14 protein-coding genes are annotated in these 18,446 nt (G+C 65.4%); 11 read left to right on the forward strand and 3 right to left on the reverse strand.

What is annotated here, in order from left to right; translation table 11 throughout:
* The first annotated feature begins 207 nt into the window (after window positions 1-207).
* The 11 genes from OWC48_RS14680 (at window position 208) to OWC48_RS14730 (ending at window position 14,632) form a co-directional block, all read left to right on the forward strand.
* Window positions 208-2,541, forward strand: coding sequence for a mechanosensitive ion channel domain-containing protein (locus OWC48_RS14680; protein WP_282520631.1), 2,334 nt, complete (start codon window positions 208-210; stop codon window positions 2,539-2,541).
* A 98-nt stretch (window positions 2,542-2,639) separates the two neighbouring features.
* Complete coding sequence (locus OWC48_RS14685; protein ID WP_282520632.1) at window positions 2,640-3,638, forward strand: tripartite tricarboxylate transporter substrate-binding protein; 999 nt, start codon at window positions 2,640-2,642, stop codon at window positions 3,636-3,638.
* Between the two features lie 162 nt (window positions 3,639-3,800).
* Window positions 3,801-5,453, forward strand: coding sequence for an NAD-dependent malic enzyme (locus tag OWC48_RS14690; protein ID WP_282520633.1), 1,653 nt, complete (start codon window positions 3,801-3,803; stop codon window positions 5,451-5,453).
* Window positions 5,454-5,589: 136 nt separating this feature from the next.
* A complete protein-coding gene (locus tag OWC48_RS14695; RefSeq protein WP_014493096.1) occupies window positions 5,590-5,982 on the forward strand; it encodes a BlaI/MecI/CopY family transcriptional regulator in 393 nt (130 codons plus the stop codon).
* A complete protein-coding gene (locus OWC48_RS14700) occupies window positions 5,979-8,498 on the forward strand; it encodes a M56 family metallopeptidase (RefSeq protein ID WP_282520634.1) in 2,520 nt (839 codons plus the stop codon). Before OWC48_RS14695 ends, OWC48_RS14700 begins: the two co-directional genes overlap by 4 nt.
* A 62-nt stretch (window positions 8,499-8,560) precedes the next feature.
* Entirely contained in the window at window positions 8,561-10,573 is a 2,013-nt protein-coding gene (locus tag OWC48_RS14705; protein WP_282520635.1) for a serine hydrolase, read from the forward strand.
* Window positions 10,574-10,734: 161 nt separating this feature from the next.
* On the forward strand, window positions 10,735-12,240 hold the full coding sequence (locus OWC48_RS14710; protein ID WP_282520636.1) for a DUF1800 family protein: 1,506 nt from the start codon (window positions 10,735-10,737) through the stop codon (window positions 12,238-12,240).
* A 2-nt stretch (window positions 12,241-12,242) separates the two neighbouring features.
* Window positions 12,243-13,493, forward strand: coding sequence for a DUF1501 domain-containing protein (locus OWC48_RS14715; protein WP_282520637.1), 1,251 nt, complete (start codon window positions 12,243-12,245; stop codon window positions 13,491-13,493).
* 30 nt (window positions 13,494-13,523) lie between these two features.
* Window positions 13,524-13,691 (forward strand): hypothetical protein, encoded by a 168-nt coding sequence (locus tag OWC48_RS14720; RefSeq protein ID WP_282520638.1) that lies wholly within the window; start codon window positions 13,524-13,526, stop codon window positions 13,689-13,691.
* A gap of 153 nt (window positions 13,692-13,844) precedes the next feature.
* A complete protein-coding gene (locus OWC48_RS14725; protein WP_282520639.1) occupies window positions 13,845-14,360 on the forward strand; it encodes a septal ring lytic transglycosylase RlpA family protein in 516 nt (171 codons plus the stop codon).
* A gap of 116 nt (window positions 14,361-14,476) precedes the next feature.
* On the forward strand, window positions 14,477-14,632 hold the full coding sequence (locus OWC48_RS14730; protein WP_282520640.1) for a hypothetical protein: 156 nt from the start codon (window positions 14,477-14,479) through the stop codon (window positions 14,630-14,632).
* 88 nt (window positions 14,633-14,720) lie between these two features.
* Here the strand turns inward: OWC48_RS14730 and OWC48_RS14735 are convergent, their stop codons facing one another.
* From OWC48_RS14735 to OWC48_RS14745, 3 genes are all read right to left on the reverse strand, one after another.
* Complete coding sequence (locus tag OWC48_RS14735; protein ID WP_282520641.1) at window positions 14,721-15,026, reverse strand: hypothetical protein; 306 nt, start codon at window positions 15,024-15,026, stop codon at window positions 14,721-14,723.
* A gap of 111 nt (window positions 15,027-15,137) precedes the next feature.
* Window positions 15,138-15,410, reverse strand: coding sequence for a hypothetical protein (locus OWC48_RS14740; RefSeq protein WP_208088099.1), 273 nt, complete (start codon window positions 15,408-15,410; stop codon window positions 15,138-15,140).
* Window positions 15,411-15,539: 129 nt separating this feature from the next.
* Complete coding sequence (locus tag OWC48_RS14745; protein ID WP_282520642.1) at window positions 15,540-18,230, reverse strand: alpha/beta hydrolase fold domain-containing protein; 2,691 nt, start codon at window positions 18,228-18,230, stop codon at window positions 15,540-15,542.
* Window positions 18,231-18,446: the final 216 nt, after the last annotated feature.

The raw sequence follows: 18,446 nt of genomic DNA on the forward strand, positions 1-18,446 counted from the left end.
TTGTGCGCATCGCACATCGGCTGATGTTCGGACGCGCGGAGCCGACGGTTCCCGTTCCTGCACTGCGGCAAATGCCAAGAGAATGTCGCCTCGTTGGCCAACTTCCGACACAGCGCCGGGGCGAATAGCGTCGATCCGACATGATGCAGTGCTTCGGCGGCGACAGTCCCGACTCCGCCGGCGCATGCACTTTTCCAGGGAATCCTCGTGTCGCACAAGCTTGCCCCGGCGCTCCTCGCCGCTCTCTTCATCGCGATCTCGTCTCTTTCCACCGTCCGCGCCGAGCCGCCGGCCGCCAACAGTGCTGCCGCCCTGTCGCCGGAGCAAGCCAAGCGTGCGCTGGAGACGCTCCAGGACGACAAAAAACGCGCGCAGATGATCGATACGCTGCGCGTGATCGCGAATGCGCCCGGTCAGCAGCAGCCCGTGCCCGCCGCGCCCGAGCAGAAATCGCCGATCCCGCTCTCGGCCGACGGCCTTGGCGCACAGCTCCTGCTCACGGTGTCGGAAGAGATCGGCGAGATCTCGCGCCAGATCGCCGACGTGGCGCGGACGCTGACGCATTTCCCCGCCTTCTATTACTGGATCGTACGGACCGCCAACGATCCCGCCGCCTACAACCTCCTGATCGAGATCGCGTGGAAGCTCGCGCTGGTGCTCGGCTGCGCCATTGCGGCAGAGTGGGTGATCTTCCGCGCGATCCGGCGTCCGGTCGCCTTCCTGGAAGGACGCGTACCCCAAACCGCGCGCCTGCCGGCGCAGGTGCTGCCCATCGCCGATCCGCCGTCATCGGTCGCCGATGTCACGCCCGCGCCCGAACTGCACAAGCGCCGCCACAGTCTCGCACGTGTCTGGCAATTGCTGTTGCGGCTGCCCTTCGTGCTCGGGCGTCTCCTGCTCGAGCTGCTCCCCGTGTTCGTTTTCATCGGTGTCGCAACCGCACTGCTCGGCACGGAGATCGGCGATCCCGCAACCGTCCGCCTCGTGATCCTCGCCGTCGTCAATGCCTACGCCTTCTCGCGCGGGCTCATCTGCGTCGTCCGGGCGCTGGCGGGGCCGTTTGGCCTCGTTCCGGTTCGGGCAGAAACCGCGGCCTATATCGAGATCTGGGCGCGGCGCATCGTGGGCGTCGGCGTCTCCGGCATCGCCTTCGCCAATGTTGCGCTGCTGCTCGGCCTGCATCGTGCCGGCTATGCGGCGCTGCTGCGCATGGTGTTGCTGGTCGTGCATCTCTTCGTCGTCGTCATCATCCTGCAATGCCGCCGCCAGGTCGCCGAGGCCATCCGCGCGCCGGCGGAGCGGCAGGGGATCGCGGCGCGCCTGCGCAACCGCATTGCCGGCGGCTGGCACTATCTCGCCATCGCGCTCGACCTCGCGCTGTGGGCGGTGTGGGCGCTCAACATTCGCAATGGCTATTCGCTGCTGCTGCAATATTTCGTCGGCACCGTCGTGGTGGCGCTGATCACGCGCGTCGCCATCATGGTGACGCTGAGCCTGATCGACCGCGGCTTCCGCATCAAGCCGGAGATCCTCCAGCGCTTTCCGGGCCTCGAGATCCGCGCCAACCGCTATCTACCGCTGCTGCGCAAGATCGTATCCAGCGTGATCGCGTTCATCGGCTTCGTGGCCGTGCTCGAAGTCTGGGGCGTCGACGCCATCGTCTGGTTCTATGGCGGTCAGATCGGCAGCCGGCTGATTTCGGCGGTGGCGACCATCGGCATCGCTGTGTTCATTGCTGCCGCCATCTGGGAAGCCAGCAACGCGCTGCTGGACCGCCAGATCAATACGCTGTCACGCGACGGGCACTACGCCCGCGCGGCGCGCCTGCGCACCTTCCAGCCGATGCTGCGAACGGCGCTGCTCTGCCTGATCGCCACCGTCGTCGGCCTCACCGCGTTGAGCGAGATCGGCGTCAACGTCGCGCCGCTGCTGGCCGGCGCCGGCATCGTCGGCATTGCCATCGGTTTCGGCTCACAGAAACTGGTGCAGGATCTCATCACCGGCCTGTTCCTGCTGCTGGAAAATACGGTCCAGGTCGGCGATAACGTCAGCGTCTCGGGGCTCTCCGGCGTGGTCGAGAACGTCTCGATCCGCACCATCCGTCTGCGCGCAGGCGACGGCGCGGTGCACATCGTGCCCTTCAGCGCGGTGACGACCATCACCAATGCCAGCCGCGGCGCCGGCAATGCGTCCGTCAGCGTCAATGTCTCCTATAAGGAAGACACCGACCGCGCCGGTCAGATCCTCAAGGACATCGTCGAGGAGATGCGCCGCGAGCCGGAGTTTCGCGCTGCCATTCGCGGCGACCTCGAACTGTGGGGCATCGACAAGGTCGATGGTGCCATGGTGTCGATCGTCGGCCAGATCCGCTGCACGGAGGCGGGCCGCTGGCCGGTGCAGCGCGAATTCAACCGCCGCATGAAGCTGCGCTTCCAGCAGAACGGCATCGAGGTCGCATCCCCGGTCCAGACCATCCTGATGCAGATCGCGCCGCCGGCTGATGGCGCCGCCAATCTGGCCCCGCGGCGGGCGGCTGGTTAGCGCTCGGCATCATTTCCAGCTTGCCTCTGCCCGCACGGCAGCGTTCACTCCGGCCCCAGCCCGCTGACAACATGCGGGCGATGAAAAAGGTGGATGGAATGCAGGGGCTGTGGGCCGGACTACGCGGTCATGTGATCATCATTTGCGCGTTGATCGGATGCGCGGCGTGGACCGCGCCGGGCGGCGCCCAGCCGTTCCCGTCGCGCCCCATCACCCTCGTGGTGCCGTTCGCGGCCGGCGGCCCGACCGACACGCTGGCGCGGATCCTGTCCGAGCGGATCGCCGGTCAGCTACACGCGACCGTCGTGGTCGAGAACGTGGCCGGTGCCTCCGGCAGCATTGCGGGCGCCCGCGTCGCGCGCGCGACGCCTGACGGCACGACGATCACGATCGGCCATTGGGGCACGCATGTGCTGAACGGCGCGATCTTGAAGCTGCCCTATGATGTGATCGCCGATTTCGAGCCGGTCGCGACGATCGCGATGGGAACGCAGCTCATCGTCGGCCGGAAGTCGCTCGAGGCCAACAATCTGAAAGAGATGATTGCGTGGCTGAAGGCCAGCCCCGGCAAGGCGACTGCCGGCACGGCTGGTGCCGGCACGGGCGCGCATGTTGCAGGAGTCTTCTTTAAGGAGAAGACGGGCACCGATTTCCAGTTCGTGCCATATCGCGGCGCCGGACCCGCCATGATCGATCTCGTCGCAGGCCAGATCGACATCATGTTCGACCAGGCCTCGAACTCGCTGCCGCAATACAAGAACGGCGCGATCAAGGCGTTTGCGGTGACTTCGCCGACGCGGCTCGCCTCCGCGCCCGACATCCCGACCGTCGACGAGGCGGGCCTGCCCGGCCTCTACATCTCCTACTGGCACGGCATCTGGGCACCGAAGAACACGCCGCAGGAGATCGTCACACGGCTTAACGCGGCCATCGTCGCCGTGCTTGCCGATCCCTTTGTCAAGCAGCGTTTCGCCGAATTGGGGCAGGAGATTCCACCTGCCGACCAGCAATCGCCTACGGCGCTCGGCGCATTCCAGAAGGCGGAGACCGAGAAATGGTGGCCGATCGTGAAGGCCGCCGACATCAAGCCCGAATAGTCCTGCTGCGTTACCCTCGTCTCGCGCGCAAATGCGGGCTTTTCGCGAAATCTCGCTGCGGTGCGAGATCACAATCGTGCCTTGAGTCTCTACGTCCTTGATCTCGGGTGAGCGCTGGCCGACAATGCTTGCCCTTCAATAAGAAACTCCCTGGGGGAATTCGTGAATAGACCTGCTCGGGTCAGCGCCCATTCGACATCATCCGACCCCGCGCACGGCATGACGCTGCTGCGCGATCCCTTGCTCAACAAGGGCACCGCCTTCACGGAAGCGGAGCGCGATTCGCTCGGCCTGCGCGGCCTGCTGCCGCCCTGCGTGCTGACGATGGAGACCCAGGTCGAGCGCGTGCTGACCAATCTGCGCACGCTGCCGACGGATCTTGAAAAATACGTCGCGCTGAATGCGCTGCATGACCGCAACGAGGCGCTGTTCTTCCGTGTCGTCGTCGACAATATCGACGAGATCCAGCCGATCATCTACACGCCGACGGTCGGGCTCGCCTGCCAGAAATACGGCCTGATCTTCCAGCGGCCGCGCGGCATGTTCATCTCATCGCGCGATCGCGGCCAGATCGCCGAGATCCTGGAGAACTGGCCCTATCCGGCCAAGCTGATCGTCGTGACCGATGGCGAACGCATCCTCGGGCTGGGCGATCTCGGCGCCAACGGCATGGGCATCCCGGTCGGAAAGCTCTCACTCTATTCCGCCTGCGCCGGCGTGCATCCCGAGCATTGCCTGCCGATCGTGCTCGACGTCGGCACCAACAACGAAGAGCTCTTGAACGATCCCTATTATATCGGCTTGCGCGAGCGGCGGCTCACCGGCGAGGTCTATGACAGCTTCGTCGACGAGTTCATGCAGGCTGCGCGAACGACGTTTCCGGGCGTGCTGATCCAGTTCGAGGATTTCGCCAATCACTCGGCGTTCAAGCTGCTGCACAAATATCGGGACGAGGCCTGCGTCTTCAACGACGACATCCAGGGCACCGCGGCCGTGGCGCTCGCTGGCCTGTTCTCGGCGTTGCGCGTCAATGGCGGCAAGCTCAGGGATCAGCGCATCCTGTTCCTCGGTGCGGGCGAGGCGGCAACCGGCATCGCCGATCTCGTCGTCTCCGCCATGATGGCGGAGGGGATTTCCGAGGCGGAAGCTCTGCGGCGCAACTGGCTGGTGGATTCGCGCGGCCTCGTCGTCGGCGGCCGTGACGGCCTTTCTGGCCATAAGCTGCGCTATGCCCATGCCGGCCAGGCGCCGATCGCCGATTTCCTCACCGCGATCAAGACGCTGAAGCCGACGGCGATCATCGGTGTCGCCGCGGTCGGCGGCGCCTTCACGCCCGAGGTGCTCAAGGCGATGGCCGCGCTCAACGAGCAGCCGATCGTGTTCGCGCTCTCCAACCCGACTTCGAAGGCCGAATGCTCGGCCGAGGATGCCTACCGCTATACCGAGGGCCGCGCACTGTTCGCCTGCGGCAGTCCCTATGATCCGGTGACGCTCAACGGCCGCAGCTTCGTGCCGCGCCAGGGTAACAACTCCTACATCTTCCCCGGCGTCGGCCTCGGCGTCATCGCCAGCGGCTCGCGCCTGGTGACGGACGAGATGTTCATGGCGGCCGCCCATACGCTCGCCGATTGCGTTGGCAAGGAGGACCTCGCGCAGGGCAGCCTTTATCCGGCACTCCCTCGCATTCGCGAGGTTTCGGCCCGCATCGCCGTTGCGGTGGCAGACGTCGCCTACCAGCGCGGTCTCGCCGAGGGACCCGCTCCCAACGACGTGAAGGGCCTGGTCCAGTCCCAGATGTACGAGCCGCAGTACTGAGCCACGGGCTCCGCCTCGGCTGCACCTAGGTCAGCACGGCGGCGCCATTTCAAGTGGAATCGCCGTTGCGCGGCGCGGTCGCTTATGCGACGATCTGTAGCGTTACAAGAAAACTCAATCCGCAAGGTCAGATGCCATGGACGATCGTTTGCCCGAACTGGGCGACCTCGAGCACGAGGTCATGCAATTGGTTTGGGCCCATGGTCCCGTTACGGCCGAGGTCGTGCGCGAGCGGCTGTCGCGGCGTCTGAAGGAATCCACCGTCCGCACGGTGCTGCGCCGGCTGGAAGAAAAGGGTTATGCTCGGCACACCGTGGACGGACGCACCTATGTCTACCACGCTGCGGAAGAGCGCGCGCGGGTCGCGGCCAAGGCGGTGCAGCGTATCGTCGACTGGTTCTGCAACGGCTCGATGGAGGAAGTCCTCGTCGGCATGGTGGACAATGCGATGCTCGACCAGCAGCAGCTGCGTACACTGGCCGACCAGGTGGCCAAGGCGAAGAAGGCGAGGGGAGTGAAGAAAGAATGATCGCAACTCTGGCTGAGGCGGCGCTACGCTCCTTCGTGCTGGGAGGCGTCGTCTGGTTCGGTCTCAACCTGTTTCGCGTGCGCAATCCGCACGTCCACATGACGGCGTGGGTCGTCGTGCTGCTGGCATCGCTGGCGATGCCCTTCGTTATGCATTGGCCGACGCTGACGATCACCCGGATGCCTTTGCCGGTATCCGTGCCGGATGATGTCCTGCCGGCCGACGTCTCGATGCTGGAGGCCGCGCAACCCGCGCTGCCGATTCCGCCGGGCGCTGCTGTCGTGGCGCCGGCAGAAGCTGCTGTATCGATCAATTGGTGGCTGGTCGCCTCCATCGTCTATGCCGGCGTCGCCGGCGCGTTGCTGCTGCGGCTGGCCATCGGTCTCTGCCTGACCTGGCGTCTGGCACGCGCGGCAAGGCCGATGAGCGGCCCGCAGCTGATCGACGCCGACGTGCGCGTCAGCCGCGAGGTCGGCGGTCCCGTCACGTTCGGCTCGACCATTCTGGTGCCGCCGCAGTTCTCCGGCTGGGATGCGAAGAAGCGCCTCGCGGTGCTCGCGCATGAGGGCGCGCACGTCGCCAATCGCGATTTCTACGTCCTGCTGCTCGCCTCGCTCAACCGTGCAGTGTTCTGGTTCAGTCCGTTCTCGTGGTGGCAGCTCGCGCGTCTCGCCGAGCTCGCCGAGATCATCAGCGACGCCGAGGCGATCGAAGTCATCGACGACCGGTGGTCCTATGCCGAAATCCTGCTCGATGTCGCAACCAGCGTAAATCCGCGGCCGGTGGAGCTCGCGATGGCGCGGGTATCGACCGTGCGCGCACGCGTCGAGCGCATCATCGCGGCCGCCGCCATGCCCGTCGCGGTCGGCTGGCGGAAGCGGCTGTGGATCGCGGCCGCGATCATTCCGGCTGTGATCGTGTCCGCCGGCATGATTGCCTATCGCACCCCGGATCCCGCACCCGTCGCTGCGGATACCGGCGAGGTGCCGGCCCAGCATTACCGCCCCTTCGTCAATTTCTACGCCATGGGTCCCGCCTCGGTGTTCGCCATCTTCCGCGAGGGCGACGACCTCTACGGCCAGCTCACCGGACAGCGCAGGCTGCGCCTGACGGTCGGCAGCGACGGCACCGCGGCCTACGCAGCCTCGTCCGGCGAGATCACGTTCCCGCTCGATGCCGAGCGCCGGTCCTCCGAGCTGATGCTGCGCATGAACGGCCGCGATATCCGCGCGGTCCGCATCGCCGAGATGCCGACGGCGGCCGCCGATCCGGCATCGCTCGACCAGTATGTCGGCTGGTACAGGATTGCGCCGAACCGCGTGCTGATGGTGCGGCGTGAGGGCGATCGTCTCCACGTACAGGAAACCGTGCAGGGCCGGGCCACGCTCCTCGCCGAAGGTGCTGACGTCTTCTCGATCCGTGGCGAGAATCTCCTGATCTTCCTGCGTGACGAGCAATCAAAGGTCTCGCGGGTTCTGGTGCAGAATTCGGTCTTTGGCGCTCGCCTGGCGCCGCGGATCGATGCATCGGTGGCTCAGGCGATCGAGGCGGATTTCGCGCGCCGCCTTGCGGAGGTTCCTGACAGGTTCAGGGAGCAGGTCCCGGTTGCCGGCGGCAAGGAGATGATTCTGCGCGGGATCGAAGATCTGCGTCGCGGCACGCCGAACTACGATCGGATGAGTGCGCCGCTGGCCGCCAAGGTTCACCGGCAGCTCGGTGAATCGCAGGCGACGTTCGTGGCGCTCGGCGCGGTTGAGTCGATCTTCTTCCGCGGCGTCGGCCCCGGCGGCTATGACATCTATGGCGCGAAATTCGAGAACGGCACGGCCGAATTCCGCCTGATGATCGAGCCCGACGGCAAGGCCGGCGACGTCATCTTCCGACCCGACGGCAATGACGAGCTCGGCGGCATCGTCTCCTGCGCCGAGGAGGCGAATGTGCGCGGCCGCGCCGGCACTTCGCCGATCAGGATCATGATCTATAACGAGATGGGCGACGACATCCAGGTCTTCAATCTCGACGCCGATGGCAATCGCAGGATGCAGAGCACCGTCAGGCCCAACGTGTCCTGGGCGTCCACGACCACCGTGAACAATCCCTGGGTGATTGCCGACAAGTCCGGGCGGTGCCTCGAGGTCCTGGTGCCGGGGCGGCAGACCCGATTCCACAATGTCGAAGCGTCGAACATCGGCGCGCGGCCGGGGCGCGCGGCGCGCCGCGCCGTTCCGATCGCCAATGGCGAGGAGATGCTGCGCCGCTATATCGAAGGCGTCGGCAAGGGGCAGCCGGACTACGAGCGCATGACGTCGGAGGTGGCCGACATCACGCGTCAGCAGCTTCCGTTCGACCAGGCCATCCTGGCGCGGCTCGGCGCATTGCGCGCGGTTTCGTTCCGTGGCGTCACCGCGCTCGACAGCGATATCTATGTCGCCCAGTTCGCCAACGGCTCGGCGGAATGGCGCATCGGCGTCAGGAACGGCACGATCACGAAGATCGCGCTCGGACCCAATTTCTAGCGGTTCACATCTGCCGCAGGAGTGCCTGCTCGGATTTGTGGTGCTCCTGCGGAGACTGCGGAATGAGACTCGTCGCATCGATGTGGGCGATTCCAGTTGGGCTTTGCCTATTGGGGACCGCGTTCGCCGATGACCTCGCGACGCCGGGCGATGCAAGAAGCCTGGGATTCTCGGCCGCGCGTCTGGCGCGTATCGCGCCGTGGTATCAGGCGCGCTTCGATTCCTTCTCGCCGTCGGACGGCCTTCTCCCCGGCGCCGTCGTCGCCATCGCGAAAGGCGGCAAGCTCGCCTATTTGCAGGCCATCGGATTTCAGGACCGCGCCAAGACCGTCCCGATGAAGACGAATTCCATCTTCTGGATCGCCTCGATGTCCAAGCCGGTGGCCAGCGTCGCCGCCATGATTCTGGTGGGCGAGGGCAAGCTCGACCTCGACGCATCAGTCTCGCAATATCTGCCGGAGCTTGCGAACATGCGGGTCGCTTTCCAGAAGATGGATCCGGCGACAGGAGAAATGGATTACGGGCTCGGTCTGCCAAAACCGCCAAAACGTCCGATGATCGTTCTCGATCTGTTGCGCCATACGTCCGGCCTGATCTATCCGGAGCTCGATTTTGCCTATCCGGAACGGGGCCTTGCCGACGCAAGCGCCGACTTCGGGATCCGGATGATCCATGGGCTCTATGGCTTGAGGGCCGTGCGGAGACGCGACACGACGTTGGCGGATTTCGTGTCGAGCCTCGCCCGCCTGCCGCTCGCGCACGAGCCCGGCGAGGTCCATGAATATGGCTGGAGCGTCGAGGTGCTGAGCCGGGTCGTTGAAGTGGCGTCCGGTCAGCCCTTCGATCAGTTCCTGGAGAGCCGCATCTTTGGGCCGCTGCATATGGTCGACACCGGTTTCTTTGTGCCGAAGGAGAAGCTCGATCGGCTCGTCGATTCTCCCATGCCGGAACGGCCGCCGATCTGGGATGTCACGATGCCGTCAAAGCTGTTTTCCGGCGACGGCGGACTCGTATCGACCGCGCCCGACTATCTCCGCTTTTGCCAGATGCTGCTCAATGGTGGTGAGCTCGATGGCGTGCGCGTGCTCAGCCCGCGTGCGGTGAAGCAGATGACGACGAACGCACTGCCATCGGGTGTCAGCATCTTCGGAGGTGACGAGGTTGGCGCCCGCGCCGGAACAACCTTCGGGCTTGGCTTCGCCATCCGCGCCGATCCGGTCCAAAGCTGGATACCGGGAGCGGTTGGAAGTTTTTCCTGGGCTGGACATTGGAGCACGTATTTCTGGATCGATCCGGCGGAGCAATTGATCGGCCTGCAGATGGTCCAGGCGACTCCCGGCAGCAACGGGCGCCAAGCGGTGCTGTACTCGGGGATCAATCATCTCGTCTATGGCGCATTGACGATTCCCGAGTCGTCCGCCGTCCCGCCGGCTGTGCGGGTGCCCCTGAGCACGGAAGCGCTTGCCGATTATGCCGGGAGCTATGACTTCGGCGCCACGGTGAGCTCGCGTGACCGGCAGGGCCTCGCCGATGGCAAGACCGGATGGCTTGGAATCGGGAATTTCGTCGCCATGGAGCAGGAGGGGCTGAGGATCAACAAGCCGAACCTCGGCAGCAGCCCCGCAGCCAAGGCCGGTGTGACGGCGGGCGACCTCATTACCGAAATTGACGGCGTGCCGCTCAGAGGCCTCGCGCTCGCCGATGTCCTGGCCAAGCTCCGAGGGCCAGCCAACTCGACGATCAAGATGAAAATCGTCCGCAAGGGGCAAGACAGCGTGAGCGACCTCAGCGTCGAGAGAGCCGACCGCCGTCTCAATTCCGTCCGGCTTCAGGTTCGCGTCGCGGAAGGCAAGCTCGTCGCCGAAGCGACGGGGGTCTGGCCGATCCTTGAATTCGAGAAGGGCAAGGCGACGCCGCTTGTGGCGACATCAAGCAACGAATTCACCGCAGCCGACGAAGATCGTACCCGGATCGCTTTCGTCAGGGACGCGGCAGGCAAAGTCTCGGGGCTCATCCTGAATCCTGGGCCTTGGGAGCAGCATGCGGCGAAGAGCGCGCTTGGGCCCAATTTCTAGGACTGCCGCGGCTGCCCGTCTGTCGCGGCTCCCGATTTCTTGACCCTGGCGTTTCAATCTCCGCTTGCGGGCGCATTTCCGTAATGCTACGGTTTGTAGCATTACGGTTAGTAGCCTAGCGCGACACCGGTCGGCAGGCTCGAAAGAGTTGGGCGTTCGCCATGAGCAATTCCGCAAAGGCCGAGGCCGTGCTGGCGCTTCATCGCTTCGGGATGGGGCCGCGACCGGGATCAATTGCGGCCGTCGGGACCGACCCGCGCGGCGCGTTGATCGCAGAGCTCGATCGGCCGCTCTCATTGAGCGCCGCCGCCAGCCTTCCCAGCAGTGCGAAGGCCTATCGCACAGTGGCCGATGCCAATGCACGGCGAGCCGCGCGCGCCAAGCAGGCGCAGCAACAGGCCAAGAAGCAGCAGATGGCTGCGGTGCCAACTGCTCCGGGGGACCAGGGTCAGGCTCAGGCTCAGGCTCAGGCTCAGGCTCAGGCGCAGACCGAGGGGCAAGCGCCAGCACAGGGCCAGGAGAAGGATGCTGCCGAGATGGCGGCCAAGCAGGCGGCTGACGCCGTTCCCGATCCCGGCCGTCCGATCTACTTGCAGGAAGCCAAGCTGCGCATGGAGGCCGCGCTCGACGCCGACATCGGCTTCGCCGAGCGGCTGGTGTGGTTCTGGTCCAATCATTTCTGCATCTCGGCCTACAAGATCCAGAGCATGTCGGGTGCTTACGAGCGCGAGGCCATTCGCGCAAATGCGCTCGGCCACTTCGTCGATCTTCTGCTGGCGGTCGAAGGCCACCCGGCGATGCTGTTCTATCTCGACAATCTGGGGTCGATGGGCGCGAACTCGATCGCCGGCATCAACCGCAGCCGCGGCCTCAACGAGAACATCGCCCGCGAGATCATGGAACTGCACACGCTAGGTGTGCGCACCGGCTACACCCAGGACGACGTGATCAGCTTTGCCAATGTCATGACGGGATGGACGCTTGTTCCTCCTGGAGACAATCCGGAGCATGGCGGCGAATTCACCTTCAATCCGCGGCTGCACGAGCCCGGCGGGCAGACCGTGCTTGGCAAACGTTACGAGCAGGAGGATGCCGAGCAGGGCCGCGCCGTGCTGCGCGACCTCGCTGCACATCCGGCGACCGCGACCCATGTCGCAACCAAGCTCGCACGGCATTTCGTGGCCGACGAGCCGCCTCCGCCACTCGTCGAACAAATGGCGAAGACGTTCCGCGACACCGAGGGCGATCTCAAGCAGGTCGCGATTACGATGGTTTCGTCGGACGAGGCGTGGCGCGGGCCGCCGTCAAAACTGAAGCGTCCGAGCGAATGGGGCGTTGGCATGGTGCGCGCGACCGGGATTAAGGTCGTCGACCCCACGCGTTTCACGGCGGGCCAGGAGCTGCTCGGCGAAGGGCTGTGGCGGCCGTCGGCGCCCAAGGGCTATCCGGATGACGAGGCAAGCTGGATCGACGGCATTGGCCGACGGCTCGACATCGCCAACAATTTTGCCGAGCGCGTGGCGGCCACTGCTGATCCGCAGGGGATCATCGAGGACGTCTTCGCATCGCAGATCGCGCCCGAGGTGAAGCAGGCGGTCGGACGCGCCGAGAGCCGGCAGCAGGCGCTGGCATTGTTGTTCATGTCGGCGGATTTTCAGAGGAGGTGAGCATGGGCTTCGTCAATCATTTGCCCACGCGGCGCGAGCTTCTGGTCGGCTCCGGTGCGCTGTTCGCGTGGAGCCAGATGCCGCGGATCGCACGCGCCGAAGGACGCGATCCGCGCCTGCTCGTGATCGTCCTGCGTGGCGCGCTCGATGGTCTCGGCGCGGTCGCACCGGTCGGCGATCCCGATTGGGTCGGCTTGCGCGGCGATCGCGCGCTGGTGCTGGACGGCAAGCCGCCAGCGCTGCCGCTCGGTTCCTTCTTCGCGCTCAACCCGGCGATGCCGAACCTGCACCGGCTCTACAAGACCGGCAAGGCCGCAATCGTCCATGCCGCCGCGACGCCCTACCGCGAGCGCTCGCATTTCGACGGCCAGGACGTGCTGGAGAGCGGGTTCACCAAGCCCGGTGCCACCGCATCGGGATGGCTCAACCGCGCGCTGCTCGCGATGGAGTCGGGTGGGCGCGTCGATCCGCGCGGCAGCCGTGCGCTCGGTATCGGCTCGGTGACGCCGCTGGTGGTGCGCGGCTCGGCGCCCGTCATGACATGGGTGCCGCAAAAACTGTTGCCGGCGAGCGAGGACACGCAGAACCGCCTGCTCGATCTCTACCAGCACACCGATCCGAAGCTTGCGACCGTGCTCCAGGCGCGCATGAAGCTCGCCTCGCTCGGCGGCGCGCCCGGCACGGGCGATCCGATGTCGGACGATCCGACATTGATGCCGCCCGGCATCGCGCGCGTGCGCGCCTACTTCGCCGAAGCAGCCGGCACCGCCGCGCGCTATCTCGCCAAGGCCGATGGCCCGCGCGTCGGCGCGATGGGCTTCGTCGGCTGGGACACGCATATCGCCGAAGGCGCGGCCTCGGGCCAGCTCTACAATCTGCTCGGTGCGCTCGATGGCGCCTTTGCGGCGATCGAGAGCAACATGGGCGAAGCCTGGCGGGAGACGGTCGTCGCCGTCGTCACCGAGTTCGGGCGCACCGCGCGCATCAATGGCACGCAGGGCACGGATCACGGCACGGGCACGGTCGCCTTCCTCATTGGCGGCGCGCTCGCCGGCGGCCGCGTGATCGCGGACTGGCCGGGACTGAAGTCCGCGCAACTGTTCGAGGATCGCGACCTCAAGCCGACCACCGATCTCCGCGCCGTGCTGAAGGGCCTGCTCAGGGATCATCTGCGCGTCGAGGAGAAGGTGCTGGCGGATGCGGTCTTCCCCGCCAGCGCGGACGTCAAGCCGATGGGAGGCCTCGTCGGCTGACGGCGCGGCCTTCGCAACCGGATCGGGTCCATGATGTGCACACTGACGCAACGGGAACTCGACTTTCTCGCCAGCCTGAAAACCGGCTGGCGGCGGCTCTATCGGCGCGAGCTGATGCGGCTGCTGAAGGGTGACACCGAGGCGAACGAAGCGCAGCTGGAGACGCACCCGATCGTCTGGCGCGTTGCGTCGGGCTAGTTTTCCGCGAGTCTGTGTCGATTCACGACACGCCACTGTGGTGGAATCGCCACAGCCGGCGCGAAACGGTCGTGGCCCTAAGCCTGCTTTCCTTCAGCCAAGGTTCTGCCCTCATTGCCCACCGAAACTCCGGGCAGTTCGGAGGGGCGTATCATGTCTCGATTTGCACGTGCCGAAACTGCCCGAATTTCCCTCGCAACCTCTTGCCGGTTGCTACTCGCCATCGTCGGCGCCGCATCGCTCGCCGCCTGCGCGCAATCGCCGGTCGGCCGCCAGAAGGCCGATCTTGGCACCAATCGGCAGGCTGCGGTCCAGCGGCCCCATAGGGTAGCGGCCCTGCATCCGCGGCCGATCAGCCGGGTACGCGTCCCCGACCGTGACGCAAAGCAAACCGCTTCGCACGGCGTTGCCAGCTTCTATTCGGACACGGAGACCGCGAGCGGCGAGAGGTTCGACAAGAACGAATTGACCGCGGCGCATCCCAGCCTGCCGTTCGGCACGAAGCTGCGAGTCACCGACGTCTCCTCAGGACGCTTCGTGACCGTCAGGGTCAATGATCGCGGGCCCTATGTTCGCGGACGCGTGGTCGACATCTCGCCGTCCGCAGCCGAGGCGCTGGGCATGGTCGACAAGGGCATCACCAATGTCCGGCTCGACGTGGTCCGATAATTCGTCTTTCATGGACATTGAGACGCTACGCTTAACCGGCTGTTAGTCGCCCTGGCGCATCATCAGTGCCCAAGCAAGTCGGGGCTCCAATTTGGGGTCCTCGGGGGAGGCGGCGTTTGAACACGATCCAGTATCTCGAAGATCAGGCCGCGCGCGCCGAGCGGCTCGCCAAACGGATCACGGATACGCTGACGATCGAAAGGCTCCTGACCTTCGCCGGCGAACGCCGCCGCGAAATCGAGGTCATCGCCGGCAAATATCGGCGCGCGTAACTCCGTCAACCATGCACCGGACGCGCCGCGGAAGCGGCGCTTTTTTCTTGTCCGCGATTTGAAGCGTATCAATGAGAACGACGCGCGGTCAGCTATGGCCCTCGACGAAGTCGCTGAGATAGTCGGGAAGCCGGACGCCATCGATGTCGCAGCGCGCCTTGATCTCGCCGGCGATTTCGGTCGAGATGTCCTTCATCCAGTGCTCGAGCGTGTTGAACGAGATCACCTTGATCGGATCGTTGAAGCAGCCGGCGACGAGCTCGCCGATCGTGGCTTCAAGATCGCTTCGTTCGATGCGAATTTCAGTCGCCTTGTCGCGGCGATCAATCACCACGAACAGGGTCTGGTCTGCGCCATAGGGCACGACCGCGGATGGTACGCCGGCTTCAAGCATCTTGGGGCTCTCGTCTCGACTTCCGATCCCGGTTAACGGGAAAATCCGGTAGAAGGTTCCTGCCTCATGAAAAGCTTGTCGCGCGCGTGCAGCTTCCGCGTCTGCACGCAATCAGAGAAATTCTCTCAACCGCGATAGCTCGATGACGTGCTCGGGCGAGAGGATATCGGTGACCAGCGGCGGCTGCGCAATCGTGTGAATCTCATAGAGATGCCTGGTCGTGGCCGGCTTCTCCATGAAGGCCGAGATGCACTGGTCGAGCGTACCTTCGCTTATCGGATAGGAATCCCTGTCCGGTCGGCGCTGGTTCGCAAGCGACGGCCATTTATGCAGCGTTGCAGGCGCTCCGAAATCGACCTTTGAATCCGCAACCACGTCTCCCATCGTCCGCCTCACGCAACAAAAATTGCCCCGACACGCGGATCTGCGTGCCGGGGCCCACACCTATCGCTGCATCTCAATGCCGAGCGCTTAACGCAGCAACCGGGAAAAGGTTCCCGGCCGCCTTGCAAATCAGCTCGCGGCCGCCGCGATTCTGTGGCCGGGGCTGGCATGATCGTGGCTATCCTCATCGCGGCGGCTGACTTCCGGGGGAAGCCCTGCGAAGCGCCGCAGCGCTTCGGCCATCTGCACCCGACCTGCTACACCGGTGATCACCACGTCGACCATCGCAAAGGACGAGTGGAAATGGCCGCGCGCCCTGAGCTGCTCGACCGGAACGCCGGCGGCCGCCATTGCCTCGGCATAGGCGATGCCCTCGTCGCGCAACGGGTCGAATTCACAGGTGACGACCAAGGCCGGCGGCAGGCCGGCGACGTTGCCGCGCAGCGGCGAGACGCGCGGATCGGTGCGGTCGGCCGGTGAGCAGTAGAGGTCCCAGAACCAGTACATCAGCGAGCGCGTCAGGAAATAGCCGGTCGCATTGTCGTTGTAGGAGGGCCGGTCGAAGGTGCAGTCGGTGACCGGGCAGACCAGAACCTGGCCGGCGATCTCAGGCCCACCGCGATCGCGCGCAAGCTGGCAGGTGACGGCGGCGATGTTGCCGCCGGCGCTCCAGCCCGCGACCAGCACCGGGCCCGGCCTGCCGCCAAGCTCGGCCGCGTGCTCGGCGATCCAGCGCGTTGCCGCATAGCCGTCCTCGGCCGCGGTCGGGAAACGATGCTCGGGCGCGTGGCGATAGCCGACGCTGACGAACATCATGCCGGTTCGCCGCACCAGATCGCGGCAGAGCGGCTCGTCCGATTGCTCGTCGCCGAGCACCCAGCCGCCACCATGGAAATACACCACGACCGGATGCGGCCCTGGCGTTGCAGGCTTGTAGATCCGGTAAGGCAGCGGGCCGTCCGTGCCGGGCAGCGTGCCGTCGACGATCTCCCCGATCGGCCGTCCCGCGGGCCGGCCCTTGTTGAACTCGTTGACGAAGGCGCGTGCGCCGAGCGCACCCATCGACTCGATCGGCGGCAGGTTCAGCGATGCGAGCAGGTTCAGCACCAGCCGCACATCCGGCTGCAGGCATACCACCTCGCCGTCGTTGCATTGCGCGGCGCCGTTGGGGCCGGTCAGCTTGAAGCCGAGCATGCCGCGGGCCGTGACCTCGTCGCAAATGCTGCGATAGGGGCCGACGCCGCCGGTGTAAGGCATCAGGCCCTGCACCTTGCCGGGCACGTTGGCGCCCGTGTACCAGGTGTTGGCGAGCCGGTGCAGGGTCACCATCGAACAGTCCGTCATATGCCGGCCCCAGCCGGCCTGCGCCGTCTCGGTCGGCTCGATCGTGGTGAAGCCGGCGTCGCGCAAAGCAGCGATGCGGTCGACGACCCAGTCGACATGCTGCTCGATCGACACCGCCATGTTCGACAGCACCGACGGGCTGCCGGGCCCGGTGATCATGAAGAAGTTGGGGAAGCCCTCGACCGTCAGCCCGAGATAGGTCTGCGGCCCCTGCGCCCAGACGTCGGTCAGCGACTTGCCGCCGCGTCCGGTGATCGGATGCACGGCGCGGATCGCGCCGGTCATGGCGTCGAAGCCGGTCGCGAACACGATGACGTCGACGTCGAAGTTACGTTTGCCGGTGGTGATGCCGCTCGCGGTGATCGCCTTGATCGGTTCCTGGCGCAGATTGACCAGCGTGACGTTCGGCCGGTTGTAGGTCGCGTAGTAGTTGGTATCGAGGCAAGGGCGCTTTGCGCCGAAAGGATGATCGTGCGGCATCAGCGCCGCCGCCGTCTCCGGATCCTTCACGGCAGCGCCGATCTTCTCGCGGATCAGCTCGCCGATCAGCGCATTGCCCTCGACGTCGACGCCCTGGTCGGCCCAGAGCTGGGTCAGGATGTGGACGAGGTCGCCGGCCGCCCAGGCACGTTCGAAGCGCTCGCGGCGCTCGGCATCGCTCAATTGCCAGCTTACCACCGTCTGCTGCGGATACGGTACGCCCGTCATGGACCAGCGCGCTTGATCGCGGTATGCGGCGCGGTCACCCTCGAAGAAGGTCTTGCGATCCTCCGGCGCCGGACCGTTGCCCGCCGGCAGCGCGAAGTTTGGCGTGCGCTGGAATACGGTCAGATGCGCGGCCTGCTCAGCGATCAGCGGGATCGACTGGATGGCTGACGAGCCCGTGCCGATCACGGCGACGCGCTTGCCGGCGAGATCGACGCCGTCATGCGGCCAGCGCCCGGTGAAATAGACTTTGCCCTCGAAATCCTTGACGCCGTCGATCTCCGGCGGCTTCGGCGCGGAGAGGCAGCCTGTGGCCATGATATAGTGGCGGCAGGAGACCGGCGTGCCGCTGCTCGTGGTGAGCTGCCAGCGCTCAGTCGCTTCATCCCATTTTGCTTCGGTGACCTTGGTCTTGAAGCGGATGTCGCGGCGCAGATCGTAGCGGTCGGCGACGAAGCCGAGATAGCGCAGGATCTCGGGCTGGGTCGCGTATTTCTCCGACCAGGTCCACGCGTTATCGAGCTCGGGATCGAAAGTGTAGCTGTAGTCGATGGTCTGGATATCGCAACGGGCGCCGGGATAGCGGTTCCAGTACCAGGTGCCGCCGACATCGCCGGCTTCGTCGAGGGCGACCGCCGTGAGACCGGACTTGCGCAGGCGATGGAGAAGATAAAGGCCGGCAAATCCGGCGCCGACCACGGCAACGTCGACCTGTTGGGCTGTTCCATTCGCCGCCTTGGACTCACGTGCGGCGACCATTGCGTCTGGCATGGTATTCCTCCCGTGTTTTTTGGTTTGCCGGCAGGCTATCGCCGCAGGCTTGGCTTGTCATCAGGACAGGTACAATCTTCGGTAGTCGTTTGCGGCACCATCATGGCCGCGCGAAGGTTGCGGCGATACACGCATCGCGATGCACAACCGCCGGGATTGTCCGGGCTAATCAGACCACATCCTTCTGTGTATGCTTGCGGTTACAAGCCACGCGTA

The organism is Bradyrhizobium sp. Arg816, assembly GCF_029989365.1.
Taxonomy (GTDB): domain Bacteria; phylum Pseudomonadota; class Alphaproteobacteria; order Rhizobiales; family Xanthobacteraceae; genus Bradyrhizobium.